Source organism: Desulfobotulus mexicanus, from assembly GCF_006175995.1.
Classification (GTDB): domain Bacteria; phylum Desulfobacterota; class Desulfobacteria; order Desulfobacterales; family ASO4-4; genus Desulfobotulus; species Desulfobotulus mexicanus.
In genome coordinates, this window is record NZ_VDMB01000013.1 from 93,194 (window position 1) to 109,034 (window position 15,841).

Genomic DNA, 15,841 nt, shown 5'->3' on the forward strand with positions numbered 1-15,841 from the left:
AGTGGGGCATGAACGAGAAGGCCATGAACACAATCCTGGAAGAAATCATCCGAAAAGTGCTGGAAGAGCTGGGCGGTCAGGCATCGGCGATGCCTGCAGCATCTGCTGCATCTGACTCCCCGGATACAGGAGACGGCATTCCTGTGGAGCTTTCGGCCCGCCATGCCCATTTGAGCGAAAAGGATGCCATCACACTGTTTGGTGCTCCCCTTACCAGGGTCAGGGATCTTTCCCAGCCGGGGCAGTTTCTCTGTAAGGAGCGGGTGCGTCTCATCGGTCCCAGGGGCGTGATTGATAATGTGGCGGTTCTCGGACCTTCGAGGGACAGCTCGCAGGTGGAAGTTTCCATCACTGATGCCCGCAGCCTTGGGGTTGAAACCCCCGTGCGTCAGTCCGGTGATGTGGCCGGAACGCCCGGCATTATTCTGGCATCCCAGAACGGGGTTGTGGGTCTGGAAGAAGGGCTTATTGTGGCAGGCCGTCATATCCATATGGCTCCGGCGGATGCCGCACGTTTCGGTGTTTCAGATAGGGACAGGGTATGTGTGCGCCTGAACAGCCAGCGTCCTGTTGTTTTTGAGGATGTTCTTGTCCGTGTGAATGAAAACTTCAGCCTTGCCATGCACATTGATCTGGATGAGGGTAATGGCTGTGGCTGGACTAAGGGTGTCATTGCAAAAATTGTCAGAGGAAAAGGGGAGTGATCGTGGACTTTACGGCCATAGATCAGAAAATCAGCGACCTTGAGAACTGCATTGCCACAACGGTTCCCGTTACAGCGGACGAGCCCCTCCTTGTGGGAGTGGATCTGGGTACGGCCTATATTGTTGTGGTGGTGCTCAATGGCAGCAGGGAACCCCTTGCCTGTGCCATGGAGTTTGCTCAGGTGATAAAAGACGGCCTTGTGGTGGATTATATCGGAGCAACTCAGATAGTCCGCAGGCTTGTGGGGCAGCTGGAAGAAAGGCTGGGCCGTTCCCTTGAGAAGGCGGCCATTGCCGTGCCTCCGGGAACCGGAGAAAAGGACTGTAAAACCCATGGCTACGTTGTGGAGGGTGCAGGTCTGGAAGTGGTGACTGTGCTGGATGAGCCCACGGCGGCCAATGCAGTTCTTGGTGTCCGTAATGGGGTGATTGTGGATATAGGCGGCGGTACCACGGGTCTTTCGGTCATTGAGGACGGACAGGTGGTGTATGTGGCCGATGAGGCCACGGGCGGTACCCATCTTTCTCTGGTACTGGCTGGCAATTACAGGATTTCCTTTGAAGAGGCCGAGGAGCTGAAAAAAAACAGGGAGCGTCAGGGAGAAATTCTTTCCGTGGTGCGTCCGGTCATCCAGAAAATGGCTTCCATTGTGAAAAGACATATCGAAGGAAGGGATATTTCCGCCATCTACCTTGTGGGCGGAACCTGCTGTCTCAAAGATATGGAAAAGGTGATGGAAAAGGAAACGGGCATACCCGTGTACAAACCGGCTAACCCCTTTCTTGTCACGCCCATGGGCATTGCCATGAACTGCGGCGTTTAAGGAGATTTCCATGGATGTCAATGAGCTGGTACGGACCATTGCGGAGGAGGTTCTCAGGCAGCTTCAGCAGAAGACGGAAAAGCCCTGCGTTCTGGTACTGGCAGCAAGGGAATCTTCCCTTATAGAAAACCTGAAAAATATCCTTGAAGGGGATGCTGATCTTGTTTTTTCAGGGGAAGATTATAAAGGCAGAGAACCTGTCCGCTGTATTCTGCCCTTTCTTTCCTGTGCCTCCATGGCGGATCTTGCAGCGGGCGGGGCTTCTTCCGGGACGGAGGCCGAGGTGCTTCGGCGGCTGCTGCAGGGACAGGAGATAGAGGTTCTGGATTTTGAGTACAGGGTCTATGGGCAAAGTGCTCCTGCGCCGCTCTATGATCTTTATGAAGCCTATGAAAAGACACTGGCCTCTTACGGGCTAAGGGAGTTTATCCGGAAACAGCCGGATACTGTCAATTTTAAAAAAAGGCTTATTACGGAAAAGGATGTGATTCAGGCAAAGGAACAGGGGGCAGGGACAATCCTGATTCCCATGGATGCCAAGGTCACGCCCCTTGCCGGGCAGTCTGCCATTGATCTGGGTATTAAGATTCTGAAACGCTAACGGGGCGGTGGTCGGATGATAATAGCAGAAGTGATAGGAAATGTATGGGCCACACGCAAAGAGGATACCTTAAACGGGCTTAAGCTGATGGTTGTCCGGAGAATGGATGCGGGAGTTCCGGGGCTTCAGGAGAGTTTTGTGGCCGTGGACTGTGTGGGGGCTGGCATTGGTGAGCGGGTGCTGGTGGTGACGGGCAGTTCTGCAAGAAAGGCCCTGCATAATCAGGAATCTCCCGTGGATGCCACCATTGTGGGCATTATTGATGAAGTGGAAGTCCGTTAGGAGGTTTCGGTGGATACACTGGGTATCGTGGAAGTAAAAAGCATTGCCGCAGGCGTTGAGCTGGCCGATGGAATGATGAAGGCTGCGGATGTGGAGCTGATCCGTGCAGCTACCATCTGTTCAGGCCGGTACATGATCTATGTGGCAGGTGAGCGCGATGCCGTGGCAAGTTCTGTAAAACTGGCCGAAGATTCAGGCCGGGCTCTGGCGGGGAGCTTTATCATTTCCAATGTATCTGATCAGGTTCTGGCTGTACTGAAAAGGGGCGAGATGGCAGAAAAAGGTTCTGCCCTTGCTGTCATTGAGTGTCGGAATGTATCTTCCGGCGTGGCTGCGGCGGATATTTCCGTGAAACGATCTGCCGTTCGTCTGGTACGCATGGTAACAGGTCAGGGTATTAACGGAAAATCATATTTTGTACTGAGCGGAGACCTGGCTTCCGTGGAGGAAGCCACAGAGGCTGCAAAGTCCGCACTGAAAAAAAACCTTGTCGAGGCCGTTGTCATCCCCAATCCGGACGCCTCGGTGCTTAAGGCGCTGACCAGCGTAATGAGGTAAAAAAATGGGAAAAACACTGGTAGGAATAAAAAATCTTGAAGAACACATCTGTAAGGATTCCTGCAAAATCTATATTGATGGCAGCATCATACTGACACCCGGTGCAAAGGATGAGCTGAGAAGCCGCGGGATTACCATCGTTTATGGTCCAAAGCCCGAAGCTGCTGCAGCCTGCCCTCCGGGATGCACCTGTGAGGTGTGCAGTGCAAAGGCTAAAGGGGGATGTCCTGCTGGATGCACCTGCCCGGCCTGCATGGAAGCAGCCCTCAGATCCGGTGCTGCGGGTCTTGAGAGCCTTATTCTGGGTATCGCCGGAATGCTGAAAACCCAGTATGGCATTAGTGATCCTGCCCAGCTTATGGCCATCAGCAGTAAGGTTGTAAAAACCATCAGGGATAATCTTCAGGACTGAATGATTCAGTTCTCTGAATGTGAAAACAGAGCATAACAAGGGAGGGTATTATTATGAATGCACTTGGAATGGTGGAAACCAAAGGTCTTGTGGGAGCCGTTGAAGCAGCCGATGCCATGGTAAAGGCGGCCAATGTGGTTCTGATTGGCCGTGAACAGGTGGGCAGTGGTCTTGTTACTGTTATGGTGCGGGGGGATGTGGGTGCCGTTAAAGCTGCAACGGATGCAGGAGCTGCCGCTGCAGACCGGGTCGGTGAGCTTGTGAGCGTGCATGTGATTCCCCGCCCCCACAGCGATGTGGAAAGGATTCTTCCCAAGGGCCCTGCTGTTTAGGGCAATTTCAGGAAGTTGAATGCAGGAGGGAATTTGATTCCTTATCCTGCCCCTTTCGCCCAGAGGGGGGCAAAAGAACACCCATGTATTCGGGTGGATGGTGCAAAAAGCAGCCGAAGACAGGCCGGAGAACCGGGAGGTTTTAAGGGTGACACAGTTTAATGGAAGAACTAAAATCTGCTATGGATCCGATGCCATCGAGACCCTTGAGAAGCTGCCGTCAAAACGGGCTTTTATTGTCACAGACCCTTTTATGGTCAAGACCGGTTTTGCAGACAGAATTAAAAGCCATCTGGATCGGGCAGGGATCAGCCATCAGGTCTTTGACGGGGTGGAGCCTGATCCTTCTTTGGAGACGGTGACCCGGGGAACCCTTCATCTCCTTCAGAGTCAGTCGGATCTGGTGATTGCTCTGGGTGGAGGCTCGGCCATTGATGCGGCCAAGGCCATTCTCTTTTTTGCCCATAAAGCCGGTCAGGAAAAGGAAAAGCCCATGCTGGTGGCCATTCCCACCACCAGTGGCACAGGCTCTGAGGTAACGGCCATTTCTGTGATCACGGACACGGCCAATGGCGTAAAAATTCCCCTGAATGATGAACTTCTCATTCCGGATATGGCCATTCTCGATGCCCGTTTTACCCGCACCGTGCCGCCCGGTGTCACCGCTGTTACGGGAATGGATGTGCTGACCCATGCCATTGAAGCCTATACTTCACGTCAGTCCAGTGCATTCACCACCATTTATTCGGAATATGCCATCAAGTATGTGTTCCGCTATCTTTTCCGGGCCTATCAGTGCGGGGATGACATGGAAGCAAGGGAGATGATGCTCCTTGCCTCCTGCATGGCGGGCATGGCCTTTAATAACAGCGGCCTTGGTATTACCCACAGCATGGCCCACAGTCTGGGCGGACTTTTCCATGTTCCCCATGGAAGAGCCAATGCGGTGCTGCTCCCCTATGTGATCCGGTTCAACAGTTTTGATGTGGGGGTACGGTACAGGGAAATTGCTGAAATGCTTGGACTGGCTGCCCATACGGTGGAAGAGGGTACCACCAGCCTCATATCGGCGGTACGCAGCATGAATGAATCCATGGGGATTCCCAACAGAATCAGGGATTTGAATATAGAAGAACATCTGTTCCGGAAAAATCTGGACACCATGGCCTCCCATGCCATGGAAGATGCCTGCACAAAGGGGAATCCGAGACTGCCATCCCATGGAGATATCCGGGGTCTGCTGGAACAGGCCTGGTAAGGGACAGGCGGTATTTTCTGCCGGAACCGGACTGCCTGTCAGATAAGAGAGGCTGGCCATTTAAACGGACAGTGGGGACTGAAATGAGAGAACAGATTGTTGAAAAAATAAAAAATGCCGGGGTTGTGGGGGCTGGCGGTGCCGGTTTCCCCACCCATGTGAAGGTGAATGCGGATGTGGACACGGTACTGGTCAATGGTGCTTCCTGTGAGCCTTTGCTCATGAGTGATCCCTACCTCATGGAAGAAGAGCTTGCCACCATGATCCGGGGCCTTGAAACTGTACTGGACAGCACCGGGGCCAAAAAGGGGATCATTTGCCTGAAGGGCAAACATGAAAAGGCCATGGCTGCCGTAAGAAAAGCTGTGGCAGAAAATGGTTCCGGTCGCCTTGCTGCATTTGAGCTTAAGGATTTTTATCCGGCAGGGGATGAGCAGGTACTGGTCCGGGAGGTTCTGGGCAGGACCGTGCCCGAAGGCGGCATTCCCCTTCAGGTGGGTGTTGTGGTCAGCAATGTGGAATCCCTTTATAATGTTGCCCTTGCCATGGACGATCAGCCCCTTGTGGATCGTTACGTCACCGTTACCGGTGAGGTGAAGCGTCATATGGTGGTGAAGGTTCCCGTGGGCAGCCTTGTTTCTGATCTGATTGCCTTTGCAGGCGGTCCCACTATTTCCGATTTCAGGGTGGTGGATGGCGGTCCCATGATGGGCCGGGTGCTGCCGGACATGGATCAGCCCGTGACCAAGACCACCAGCGGACTAATTGTGCTGCCTCCGGACCATACGGTGGTGGCCAGAAAAATCATGGATCCTGAAAGGGTGCGCAAAATCACCAACAGCATATGCTGTCAGTGTTCCCAGTGTACGGATCTTTGTCCCCGCAATCTGCTGGGGCATTCCCTGAATCCCCATAAACTGATGCGGGTGCTGGCTTCCGGCGAGCTTGGCAGTGACGCGGCCCGTGAGGCGCTTCTCTGCTCCGAGTGCGGGATCTGTGAAAAATTCGCCTGCCCCATGATGGTTTCACCGAGGGAAGTGAACGCCCAGATCAAAAAAGTTCTGATGAAGGAAGGTATCCGCTGGCAGGGCTCCGGGAGGGAACCTGTGAACCATCCTTTCCGGGAAAGCCGCTATATACCCACCAAGCGTCTCATGATGCGCCTGAATGTCATGCAGTATGACACCCATCCGGGTCTGGTGACTGGCTTTGTGCCTTCCCTTGTTAAAATTCCTCTGCATCAGCATATCGGAGCCCCGGCCATTTGTCTTGTGGCCGAAGGGGACAGGGTGAAGCGGGGAGATCTCATCGGAGAGATTCCTGAAAAGGCTCTGGGTGCCAGAATCCATGCCAGTATAGATGGCGTGGTGAAAAGCACTGCAGCAGGTGTGGTAACCATTGCCGCCTGATGTTTCTGCCCTTGTGCAGAGGTCTGCCTGATTCAGGGGCAGTATCAGGAACACAGGTGTATACTTCAGGGATTTAATCAGAGAGGGTGAATATAATGGATTTAAGAACTATAGGTTGTGTGGAACTGAACAGCATTGCCCTGGGCATGCACACCGCCGATGAAATGGTTAAGGCCGCAGAGGTGAAACTTGTGCTGGCACGTCCCACCTGCCCCGGTCGCTATCTTATTATGGTTGCGGGGGATACGGGGGCTGTGAAAAGCTCCGTGGAAACTGGCCTTGAAATTGGCGGGGAGATGATCATCGACTGGTTTGTTCTGCCCAATGTCCACAGTGCTGTGATTCCAGCCCTCAACGGAACCGGGCTGCGGGCCTCCATCGACGCTCTGGGCGTCATCGAAACCTTTACCACGGCCTCCTGCATTCTGGCCGCCGATGCCGCAGCCAAGGCGGGGCAGGTGGATCTCCTTGAAATCCGTTTTGCAGCGGGTCTTGCCGGTAAATCCTTTGTGACCATGACCGGTGATGTGGGATCTGTGAGATCTTCCGTCACCGCTGGTGTGGAAGGTGTGGGAGATTCCGGACCCGTTTACAGCCATGTGGTAATCCCTTCGCCCAGTTCGGATCTTAAGGCCCACCTTCTGTAAAGGGTTGTCTGGTTTAGTGGTGGCATGAAGCCCCGGATGAGAATACGAAGAAATAATAAGGAACAGCCCTTGCTTTTCTACCTTTGAGAAACCTTTTTTATGAAGCTTTCACCCCAACCATCTGGCTTCGAGAGCCTCAGCCACCATTCAGTGGGAGATGAAGCCGTGGGAATAAATTATTTCTCCCTTCTCCCTCAGGGAGAGGGGCCGGGGGGTGAGGGCTGAAAATGCTGACAGGAGGAAAAGAATGGTGATGGCCGATGAACCTAAACAGCGGGTCATTCAGGAATATGTTCCGGGAAAACAGGTAACACTGGCCCATGTGATAGCAAGCCCCCATAAGAGCATTTATCTGAAGCTTGGTCTTGATGATGATGCAGGGGACGCCATTGGCATTCTAACCATAACCCCCAGTGAGGGCGTTATCATCGCAGCGGACATTGCCACCAAGGCAGCTTCCGTGGACATTGGCTTTCTGGACCGCTTTGGTGGCTCCCTTGTGATCGTGGGGGATGTGGCCAGTGTGGAGGCTGCCTTAAGGGCCGTTCTCCATTATTTTGACGAAGTACTGCATTACGCATCCGTTGACATGACACGCTCATGAAAACAGGAAGGAAAGCCCATGCCGAAGACCATGAAAAGGGTGCTTCTCATCGGTGAAAACGGTGTGGGCAAGACCGCCCTCATTGAAGCCCTCTCAGGGCAGCGTCCCGCCACCCGCAGGCCCATGGCCCTTGAATTCTGCGGCCCCTTCATCAATACGCCGGGTGAGTTTCTGGAAAACCGGCGCTTCTATCCCGCCATCATCACCACCTCCGCAGACTGTGACATGGTTCTCATGGTTCAGGATGCCACCCGCATCAGCAGCCTTTTTCCGCCGCAGTTTGCGACCCTCTTCACCCGAAGGGTGCTGGGCGTGATCTCAAGGGCCGAAGCCCCTGAAAATCAGGTGGAAAGGGCAAAACGTTTCCTTCAGAACGCCGGAGCCAATGAAATTGTGTGCTGGAATACGGAAACGGGCGAGGGGCTTGAGGTGATCCGGGCTTTGGTGTTTTGAAACCGGAGTTTTTTTTGAAACATCCGCTGGATCTTATGGGTCACTGTTCCAGATTTTTTGTCAGTCCTATCACCCCGGCTATCCGTTCCTCAAAAAAGAGATCCCAGATATCCAGACAGCGCAGGGCAATGCTGTGGTTTCTCTTTTCCTGTGACTGCTCGTAAAGCCGCAGCAGAAGACCTGGCATTTCCTGAGATGGATAGGGCTGATGGGATCTCTTTTCTTTCAGAATTTTGGGGATTTCTTCAAAAACTGCAAAAATAATATCTGCCAGGGGGACAAGATCTCCCTTGAACTCCTTCAAGTCTCGAATGAAATGGTTAAAACTGTCGTCAAAGGCCTGAGACCTGATGTAGGCCCGTATGAAGGGTATCGCCTCAGAACGCTCAAGAAGACCACCTTCCCTGAAGATATTTCTCAGCTCATTCCGTACTTCCTTTTCTCCATCGTTCATAAACTGGAGAAGAAGATCCTTACATTTTTCAAAATGCTTTATGTCATGTATGAATGAAGCTGCCACGTGAGCTACCCCTCTTCTCTGTGCGAGCGTGCCGTTTCTGCACTGGGACAGTTCTTCTTCAAAAAAGTCCCAGAACAGCCAGCGTCCCGCAACCTGCCTTGCCCCCTGAAAAGCCACATCCTGGAAGGAAGAAAAAGCCATTTCAGGAATCAGATGACCGACGGTTTCAGTATGGCCTGGAATCAGAGCGTTGAAAAGAGGCAGGCCATGTGGTGAGGCAGCTATGCGTGGATCTCCCTCACAGGCCATGGAAAACCAGCGAGCTGCCAGATCCCTGTCTATATTCATAACCGGTTCAATGGCTTTGATGGCCGCCATTCTGACGGCGGGATGGGGGTCTCGGACAAGAGCTTCAATGGCGGGCCGCATGATTTCAAAGCAGTCTCCATGCTTCGACAAGATACGGCCTATGGCATCTGCGGCCACTCCACGGACACAGTTGAGACTGCGTCCATCAAGATGATGAACTTTAGTCCCATCAGACCCTTCGTTTTCCATTCTCGGATCTGGATGCTGGGTGGCATAATGAATCAGATGGCTAAGGGTTTTTTCCTGCCAGGGTTCATCGGCCCTTTCCCTGAGCATACGACAGAAAAGCAGGGCATATGCCTCGTCTTCTCCCGGAGGGTGCTGAACCAGAAAAGCCTCAATGTTTTTTATCTGCGCAGGACTCCAGGAGTCTTGCTGAGATTCAGCCTTATTTTCCGCAGGAGGCTTATAGGTAAAACCCTCCAAAATGGCTGCAAAATACGCGGGATGGGTATCTGGTGGGAAGCGAAGGGCAAGCTTTACAAATCTTTCAGGAAATCGCCTTGCCATGGAGGATAGGCTGGCCGCAAACTGGTTTATGGATGTCGTGAGGACATGCTCTGAGTTTTTTTGAATCCATTTGAGATTGTCTTTTTTCGTAACTTTTTTAGAAGAGACAATGCGGAGCCAGGCAGAGTCGCTGATTTTTTCCAGATTGGGCGTGAGTTTGGAACCGATGAATCCTCCGGAAGTAGCCCCTGACCTGAAATAAGTAGCCTCTGGAACCTCTCTGAATTTTCGTTTCAGAACCCTTATGAGATCTCTGGTGGAAGCTTTTATCCTTGAAGAATCCAGAGCAAGAAGCAGAAATTTCTGGGTTCTGCCCCAGTAGTGACCGAAATTGCCATGCTGCCATCCTTTGAGAAAATACTCGGCGTTAAATTTTTCTTGTGGGGAATGGTAATGGATAAGGGTTTCTTCCAGTTCATGGAACAGACCTTGGGAACAGTGGGGAGAGAGTTTTTTGATCAGGCGGATAGCAGGCCCCCATTTCGATTTTTTTGCGTAAGAATCCAGCCAGAATTTTTCAGTGTCGGAAAGCAGCCAGCGGATACCAACATCCGCATGGTGGGAAGGAAGATTCGCATAAAGGGACATCAGAATTTCCTGAACCACAGGAGAGGTGCTTTTTTCCAGAGAAGACAACTCTTCAAGAAGAAATTCTGTCTGTTCATCAAGAAGGATTTTTCCTGCCTGAATAAGGATTTCCAGCGCCCCGCGGGCAAAATCCGTCTGAGGCCGTCTATAATAAAAACCCTCCTTTTCCCACATGCCAAGCCGTGTCTCATCGTGTGGATCGGGATGGATGTCCGTTAATCTGACAATTTCAGGAAAAAGAAGTTTCCAGCCCTGCTCAGGGCATTGCGCGATTGTTTTTTTCAGGATTTGCAGGTCAGGTCTGTACCAGTTTTTAAAATCGTCATTTTCTTTGCGGATAAGGCGACCCTGGGTATCCAGGTGCCATGTGGAAAGTATTGTTTCAACCAGTCGGACGGCCCTCAGGGGGGACTTTGAACCCAGAGAATCCCAGCATACGGGGCTTTTCATGTGACCGCAGCGGATAAGATCCAGACGCAGTGCAAACATGGCATCTGAATCATTGGCCTCATCCCAGCATAAGGTATTCAGAATACGGCGGGGCCAGTCTTCTCCTTTGTGGAGAAAAGGACGCAGGGTTTCCGCCACCTGATCCGGCAGGGTATCTGTTACGGATCGGAGCAGAGAGAGAGCCTTGAAGGCCTCCTCTTCCTGGGAGAGGGAAAGCCAGCGCTGGATGCTGCCGGATGTGAGAAGAATGCGAACCCATGGCGCATGACCTGAAAAAACGGTTTCCAGCATATGGCCCTGCCATTTATCTTTCTTGCTCAGGTCAAGGCAATAATGACGGATTTCTTCTGAGGGTGCATCAAGCTGCCCAAGGATTTCAAGCACCAGATGCTTCATGTGGAAACGTACATGGGGAGACTCCAGAAGATTCTGGGCGGCGCTGAAAAAATCCGGAGCCGATTCTTCTGTCAAAAGGGTTAGTACCTGGCGAAGCTGCTCACGCCGGAAGAGGGATTGCTGTTCTCTGATCCCTAGCCATGTGAGTACCGTTCCATTGCCTTCATAAATGCGGGGAAGCAGACGTTCCGCAACAAGGTAATCCAGATAACGCTGGTGACAGAAGCTGATTCTCTGCCGATCCTTTTGAAGAAGTCCAAAGGAGATGAGTTTATCCAGAAGGATGGTGCTGCTGTTTTCCAGGCGGCCGACAGGAGCGGACACTTCTCCCCTTGTTTCCATATGATCCAGAAGCGGTTTCAGGAAGGCATCCATCTCTTTGGCGGAAACAGAAGCCTTTTCTTCCAGAGTGCGGCGGAGGTTTTCCAGAAAACAGCGCATCAGTTGCGTGGCGGTTTGGAAAGGCATCTGCCCTCCGTCTTCCCTGATCTTTAACCACATGGAAAGATGGAGGGGGATAGCAAGGATACGCCGCTGCTGTTTGCTCAGGCTTTCAAAATCCGGCCCGATGATGCCCCTGATCTCCTCTTCCGCAAGCGCCTCAACAGCAATTTTGACAAATTTTTCTTTTTCAGGCCCCTCCAGAAAGGCTCGGATTTCCGGATCGTTTTCAAGGTCAAAGGTACGGCAGGCAAAGACAAGAATCCTGTCTTTACCCTGTTCACGAAGGGCACGAACCTGTCTCAGCATTTCCTTGCAGATATCCATGGCTCTGCTGGAATGGGCAGCCGTCCAGCGGATGGCATCCAGCTGATCGAGAATCAGGACGGCCTTATCCTCTCCAGCCATGGCGGAGAGGGCCAGAGCCGGGGAGCCTTGCAGATCCATTTCCATTCCGTACTGTCTGGCGCTTTTGTCGGGAATCCGCCGATCCAGACGCAGGGGAAGGCAGGGAATGCCTTTTTCCCTGAGGTCTTGTGTGAGCTTATGGAGGACAGCACTTTTTCCGTATCCCGAAGGCCCATGCACAAGGATATCCTGACCCTTTTCGATGGCATCCTCTATCCGGCTGAAGATTTTGCTGCGGATAATTTCTGGCTGGATCAGGTTGGAGCCAATGGAATCCAGAAACTGCTCCTGAAGTTCCGTCACAACGGAAGCTGTCTGTGGAGAAAATATAAGAGGATTAAGGGTTTCCGCAGGAATGATTTGATCTGAAGATGGTGTAAAGAGGATGACATTTTGAGTGATAATTTGTGTAGTTTTAATGTCGCTGCCAATATTGAACATATTTTGCTGGTGCATCGTGCGGTGCCTCACTTTTTGAGAACCTGCGGAAAACCTAACCCAGATCAAAGTATTTGCCCGCTTTGGGGGAGCCTTGAAGTGTCTATTTTATTACAACATTTCCATATCCTACCACTTGGGTGCTAGTGATGTTATTTCCCGTATTGATCTGAGTCTGCTTTATGTTTGTCATGATTTTTTCCTTTGGCAGCAGTTCCATGATTTCTTTCATGAAGATTGGATCAGCCATTTTCAGCTCTAACTGCATCCTCAGCATTTCTTTAACTCCGTCGTCTTCGGGATAGTTTTCTGCCAAATTTAAGGCAGTTTTAGGGGCTGGTTCAGACAATTTATCCTTGAGCCAATGGAACAGTTTTTTTCTGCCCGTATCCAGACCCTGTTCCACAGTTTTACCAGCAGCATGAAGAAGGTAGGGGGTAAGATAGGCGATAGCACTCTGGGAAAGGCTTACGACATCCATGGTTTACTCCTTTGAATTGGGTATATGCGTCTTGATCATGATTGCCATCACAGGGTCAAGAAGTGTGTTTTCAGGTTTCTGACCGATCTGTTCTGCGGCTTTGAGGTAGTCTTGAAGCAGAGTCGCCATTAGCGGTTTGAATGGGTGGGGGTTTTGGGTGAAAAGCGGCAGAAGGGCTTGGATTCCTTCGGCAAAACTTGAGGCAGCATCTTGGTGCTTCCCTGAATCTAGTAAAATCTTTCCTTTTACCCCACAGGTCATTGCCAAATCCGGAAGAAAGGCCTCGGGCCTTGCCGCCGCGAGCTGCTTGTAAATCTCCACGGCTTTTTCCGCGTTGTAAAGGGCCTCTTCCCTGCGGCCGAGTTCACTGAGGTGGTTTGCAAGGTTATTCAGGGAGCCTGCGTACTCCGGGAGAAAGGCCTCCGGCCTTGCCTCGGCGAGCTGCCTGTCAATCTTCACGGCTTTTTCCGCGTTGTAAAGGGCCTCTTCCCTGCGGCCGAGTTCACTGAGATGGTTTGCAAGGTTATTCAGGGAGCCTGCGTACTCCGGGAGAAAGGCCTCCGGCCTTGCCTCGGCGAGCTGCTTTCTGATCTCCACGGCTTTTTCCGCATTGTGAAGGGCCTCTTCCCTGCGGCCGAGTTCACTGAGACGGTTTGCGAGGTTATTCAGGGAGCGAGCGTACTCCGGGAGAAAGGCCTCCGGCCTTGCCTCGGCGAGCTGCCTGTAAATCTCCATGGCTTTTTCCGCGTTGTGAAGGGCCTCTTCCCTGCGGCCGAGTTCACTGAGGTGATTTGCGAGGTTATTCAGGGAGGTAGCGTAATTTGGGAGAAAGGCCTCCGGCCTTGCCTCGGCAAGCTGCCTGTAAATCTCCGTGGCTTTCTCCGCGTTTTGAAGGGCCTCTTCCCTGCGGCCGAGCTCACTGAGGCGGACGGCGAGGTTGTTTTTTATGCCTGCCTGCTGGGCCAGGATGGCAATTTCTGGTTTTTTCTCATTGCTTTTTTCCATTTGCTCAAGAAGCAGCTTCGTGATTTCAACGGCCTTTTCACGGAGAGACAGAGTATGCTGGGGTAAGGCCCCTTCCAGGACAAAAAGGAGATCCGGTGTATGGGTTTTTCCCGTTTCAATCAGTGCTTCCAGCCACTCCATGGGTCTGGTATTTCCGGTATGGCTGAAATCCTGAAGGGTACGGATTACAAAGGGCACCACAGCGTACATATCCAGAGAATCCACCATGCGTTTCATGGTTTTTTTCTGTATGTCCATGGCGTATTTTCCAAAGATTCTCAGTACCAGGGCTTCTCCAAGAATATCCGGGAGCACCGGGGCAATGCCATGATCCGGAGCAGGCAGCAACATGGAGAGTCGATCCACCAGCACGCCCGGCCCGTTGGTGCAGTTTTTTCCCAGGGTATCGCATTCCTGTTTCGCCAGTTCCAGCGTCAGGGACTGGCTGAGTCCGCCGTTCATGGTGACCAGTGCGGCAAGATGGAGGAGCAAGTCCTTTTCCCCAGGCGGGCTGTTTTTTGAAAACCGGCCCATTTCCCGATCCGCCAGCTCAAAGGCCAGTTCTGTACGGGGAAGCTCCAGAACTTCCACAATGCCGGAGCGCAGGGAGAGAAGGGCGGCCATCATAAGATAGAGCGGGTCTTTCCAGGTGGGTTTGGCAAGCTCCTGATCAAAAAGTGAGTTTTCACCGGGAAGGGGAATGGGGGGCGGGTTTTGCCCATGAAGTCGGGAAAGCCTTTCCAACATGGCGGTCAGGAGCTCACGCCGATGCTCTGGGGTGTCGATGGTATCCAGCAGCATGGGTTCAGGGGGATCGAAAAGTTCTGGCACACGGGCTTCGCTGAAACCGCCCTCAAAAAGACTTTGAAACCAGCCCCCATTCTTATCCGCTTCACGTTCCAGTAGCAGGATGCGCAGGGGCGGGCCGGGTTCAGATCCTTCATTTTGTGAAAGTTCTTCCAGCCACACCTTTAAGAAGGAAGTCAGGCCAGCAGCATAATCCACCACGATTAAAACAGGCTTTTGCCAGCCCCAGTCCGCCAGATTCTGCAGGTCTGCAAATCTTTTCAGCTCTTTGCCCGTTAAAAAACCTGCCTGCCATTTGCCGGGTTCTTCTGTATCAAGATGGCTTATCAGCTCAATGGCCATGCGGGTTTTGCCACAACCTGCTCCGCCTGCAATAGTGCAAACGGAGATGGGGCGTGAGGTGTGCAGCCATTCCCACAGTTTTTTTAAGTTAGCATCACGGCCTATCAGGGGAATGCTGCGGCTGTAGGGATTGAGCAGGTCAATTTCTTTTTCCGCCCGTGGGGCACGCCTCTTCGGCGGGATCAGGGTCAGGTAGGGACGCTTGTAATCAATATGATTTCCATCGCCGGAAATCTGGATGATGACATTGCCGGAACCGTTTGCGGAAGCGTTTTGGCTGGAATCCATGGGCAGATCCTTTGCTGAAGAGACGATGACCTTGTTTTTTGACATGGACAGGAAGCATTCAGAATAGAAAGGGGATAGCATGGATGCAGGGTGCGGGCAAGGCTACACGAAGTCATGGCCCCTGAATTCTGCGGCCCCTTCATCAATACGCCGGGTGAGTTTCTGGAAAACCGGCGCTTCTATCCCGCCATCATCACCACCTCCGCAGACTGTGACATGGTTCTTATGGTTCAGGATGCCACCCGCATCAGCAGCCTCTTTCCGCCCCAGTTTGCCACCCTCTTCACCCGAAGGGTGCTGGGCGTGATCTCAAGGGCCGAAGCCCCTGAAAATCAGGTGGAAAGGGCAAAACGTTTCCTTCAGAACGCCGGAGCCAAAGAAATTGTGTGCTGGAATACGGAAACAGGCGATGGACTTGAGGTACTGAAATCTCTGATTTTTTGAAAACAGCATTTAAAAAGCGGGATTTTACCTTTTTTTTGTCATGCCAGCCTTACAGGACTTAACCCAGAAGAACCGTTTTTTAAACTTTTAGGAGTTACGCAGTTGCCTCAAAAGTCCAAGCTGGGTGCTCCATATATTTCCTGACAGCATCCCTGATAATTCTGTATTTGAGTTCAAAACAGCTGAGGCCTGTCTTGAAACTGAAGACCGAAAAACGCAAGAATGTCCTTATTGCAAGTCCGATATGATTTCTTTGAGCTTTGGCAGCTCTTACATGAGAGCGTTCCACTCCACAGAACTGTTTAAGGTTACGATGATACTCTTCGATTT

Annotated in this window: 16 protein-coding genes and 1 pseudogene; 13 read left to right on the top strand and 4 right to left on the bottom strand. The window is 52.1% G+C overall.

Annotation, left to right across the window (positions count from 1 at the left end; translation table 11 throughout):
• The first annotated feature begins 8 nt into the window (after positions 1–8).
• The 12 genes from FIM25_RS11005 (at position 9) to FIM25_RS11060 (ending at position 8,084) form a co-directional block, all read left to right on the top strand.
• Entirely contained in the window at positions 9–704 is a 696-nt protein-coding gene (locus tag FIM25_RS11005; RefSeq protein WP_139449266.1) for a phosphate propanoyltransferase, read from the top strand.
• The gene (eutJ, locus tag FIM25_RS11010; protein ID WP_218961387.1) at positions 701–1,528 is read left to right on the top strand and encodes an ethanolamine utilization protein EutJ; all 828 of its coding nucleotides are present in this window, start codon (positions 701–703) and stop codon (positions 1,526–1,528) included. The genes FIM25_RS11005 and eutJ overlap by 4 nt, the downstream gene beginning before the upstream one ends.
• 10 nt (positions 1,529–1,538) lie before the next feature.
• Positions 1,539–2,129, top strand: a complete 591-nt coding sequence (locus FIM25_RS11015; RefSeq protein WP_139449231.1) for a hypothetical protein — start codon at positions 1,539–1,541, stop codon at positions 2,127–2,129.
• A 15-nt stretch (positions 2,130–2,144) separates the two neighbouring features.
• A complete protein-coding gene (locus tag FIM25_RS11020; RefSeq protein WP_139449234.1) occupies positions 2,145–2,411 on the top strand; it encodes a EutN/CcmL family microcompartment protein in 267 nt (88 codons plus the stop codon).
• Positions 2,412–2,420: 9 nt separating this feature from the next.
• A complete protein-coding gene (locus tag FIM25_RS11025; RefSeq protein WP_139449237.1) occupies positions 2,421–2,969 on the top strand; it encodes a BMC domain-containing protein in 549 nt (182 codons plus the stop codon).
• A gap of 4 nt (positions 2,970–2,973) precedes the next feature.
• A complete protein-coding gene (locus FIM25_RS11030; RefSeq protein ID WP_139449239.1) occupies positions 2,974–3,381 on the top strand; it encodes a hypothetical protein in 408 nt (135 codons plus the stop codon).
• A gap of 53 nt (positions 3,382–3,434) precedes the next feature.
• Positions 3,435–3,713: an ethanolamine utilization microcompartment protein EutM gene (eutM, locus tag FIM25_RS11035; protein ID WP_139449242.1), complete on the top strand. Its 279-nt coding sequence runs from the start codon at positions 3,435–3,437 to the stop codon at positions 3,711–3,713.
• Positions 3,714–3,861: 148 nt separating this feature from the next.
• Positions 3,862–4,971: a 1-propanol dehydrogenase PduQ gene (locus tag FIM25_RS11040; protein WP_139449268.1), complete on the top strand. Its 1,110-nt coding sequence runs from the start codon at positions 3,862–3,864 to the stop codon at positions 4,969–4,971.
• Between the two features lie 83 nt (positions 4,972–5,054).
• Positions 5,055–6,380, top strand: a complete 1,326-nt coding sequence (locus FIM25_RS11045; RefSeq protein ID WP_139449244.1) for a 4Fe-4S dicluster domain-containing protein — start codon at positions 5,055–5,057, stop codon at positions 6,378–6,380.
• Between the two features lie 95 nt (positions 6,381–6,475).
• Entirely contained in the window at positions 6,476–7,027 is a 552-nt protein-coding gene (locus tag FIM25_RS11050) for a BMC domain-containing protein (protein WP_139449246.1), read from the top strand.
• Positions 7,028–7,274: 247 nt separating this feature from the next.
• Entirely contained in the window at positions 7,275–7,631 is a 357-nt protein-coding gene (locus tag FIM25_RS11055; RefSeq protein ID WP_281279323.1) for a BMC domain-containing protein, read from the top strand.
• 18 nt (positions 7,632–7,649) lie between these two features.
• Positions 7,650–8,084 carry a EutP/PduV family microcompartment system protein gene (locus FIM25_RS11060; protein ID WP_218961389.1) on the top strand — a complete coding sequence of 145 codons (435 nt, stop codon included), beginning with the start codon at positions 7,650–7,652 and terminating at the stop codon, positions 8,082–8,084.
• Positions 8,085–8,124: 40 nt separating this feature from the next.
• Here the strand turns inward: FIM25_RS11060 and FIM25_RS11065 are convergent, their stop codons facing one another.
• The 3 genes from FIM25_RS11065 to FIM25_RS11075 all read right to left on the bottom strand — a co-directional run bounded on the left by FIM25_RS11065 (position 8,125) and on the right by FIM25_RS11075 (position 15,067).
• Positions 8,125–12,162, bottom strand: coding sequence for an ATP-binding protein (locus FIM25_RS11065; protein WP_179953312.1), 4,038 nt, complete (start codon positions 12,160–12,162; stop codon positions 8,125–8,127).
• A gap of 85 nt (positions 12,163–12,247) precedes the next feature.
• Positions 12,248–12,625, bottom strand: coding sequence for a hypothetical protein (locus FIM25_RS11070; protein ID WP_139449252.1), 378 nt, complete (start codon positions 12,623–12,625; stop codon positions 12,248–12,250).
• Positions 12,626–12,628: 3 nt separating this feature from the next.
• Complete coding sequence (locus FIM25_RS11075) at positions 12,629–15,067, bottom strand: tetratricopeptide repeat protein (protein WP_179953313.1); 2,439 nt, start codon at positions 15,065–15,067, stop codon at positions 12,629–12,631.
• A gap of 114 nt (positions 15,068–15,181) precedes the next feature.
• Between FIM25_RS11075 and FIM25_RS11080 the strand changes: the two genes are divergently transcribed.
• Positions 15,182–15,511: a EutP/PduV family microcompartment system protein gene (locus FIM25_RS11080; protein WP_139449257.1), complete on the top strand. Its 330-nt coding sequence runs from the start codon at positions 15,182–15,184 to the stop codon at positions 15,509–15,511.
• 94 nt (positions 15,512–15,605) lie between these two features.
• Here FIM25_RS11080 and FIM25_RS17325 read toward each other — a convergent pair.
• A pseudogene (locus tag FIM25_RS17325) lies at positions 15,606–15,841 on the bottom strand (IS701 family transposase); the annotation flags it as partial.

Excerpts from the sequence above, each read along its gene's own strand:
- FIM25_RS11030 (WP_139449239.1), top strand. The coding sequence starts at position 2,974 with ATGGGAAAAACACTGGTAGGAATAAAAAATCTTGAAGAACACATCTGT.
- FIM25_RS11015 (WP_139449231.1), top strand. The coding sequence starts at position 1,539 with ATGGATGTCAATGAGCTGGTACGGACCATTGCGGAGGAGGTTCTCAGG.
- eutM (WP_139449242.1), top strand. The coding sequence starts at position 3,435 with ATGAATGCACTTGGAATGGTGGAAACCAAAGGTCTTGTGGGAGCCGTT.
- FIM25_RS11045 (WP_139449244.1), top strand. The coding sequence starts at position 5,055 with ATGAGAGAACAGATTGTTGAAAAAATAAAAAATGCCGGGGTTGTGGGG.
- FIM25_RS11070 (WP_139449252.1), bottom strand. The coding sequence starts at position 12,625 with ATGGATGTCGTAAGCCTTTCCCAGAGTGCTATCGCCTATCTTACCCCC.
- FIM25_RS11055 (WP_281279323.1), top strand. The coding sequence starts at position 7,275 with ATGGTGATGGCCGATGAACCTAAACAGCGGGTCATTCAGGAATATGTT.
- FIM25_RS11080 (WP_139449257.1), top strand. The coding sequence starts at position 15,182 with ATGGCCCCTGAATTCTGCGGCCCCTTCATCAATACGCCGGGTGAGTTT.
- FIM25_RS11065 (WP_179953312.1), bottom strand. The coding sequence starts at position 12,162 with ATGCACCAGCAAAATATGTTCAATATTGGCAGCGACATTAAAACTACA.
- FIM25_RS11060 (WP_218961389.1), top strand. The coding sequence starts at position 7,650 with ATGCCGAAGACCATGAAAAGGGTGCTTCTCATCGGTGAAAACGGTGTG.
- FIM25_RS11075 (WP_179953313.1), bottom strand. The coding sequence starts at position 15,067 with ATGGATTCCAGCCAAAACGCTTCCGCAAACGGTTCCGGCAATGTCATC.
- FIM25_RS11020 (WP_139449234.1), top strand. The coding sequence starts at position 2,145 with ATGATAATAGCAGAAGTGATAGGAAATGTATGGGCCACACGCAAAGAG.
- FIM25_RS11005 (WP_139449266.1), top strand. The coding sequence starts at position 9 with ATGAACGAGAAGGCCATGAACACAATCCTGGAAGAAATCATCCGAAAA.
- FIM25_RS11050 (WP_139449246.1), top strand. The coding sequence starts at position 6,476 with ATGGATTTAAGAACTATAGGTTGTGTGGAACTGAACAGCATTGCCCTG.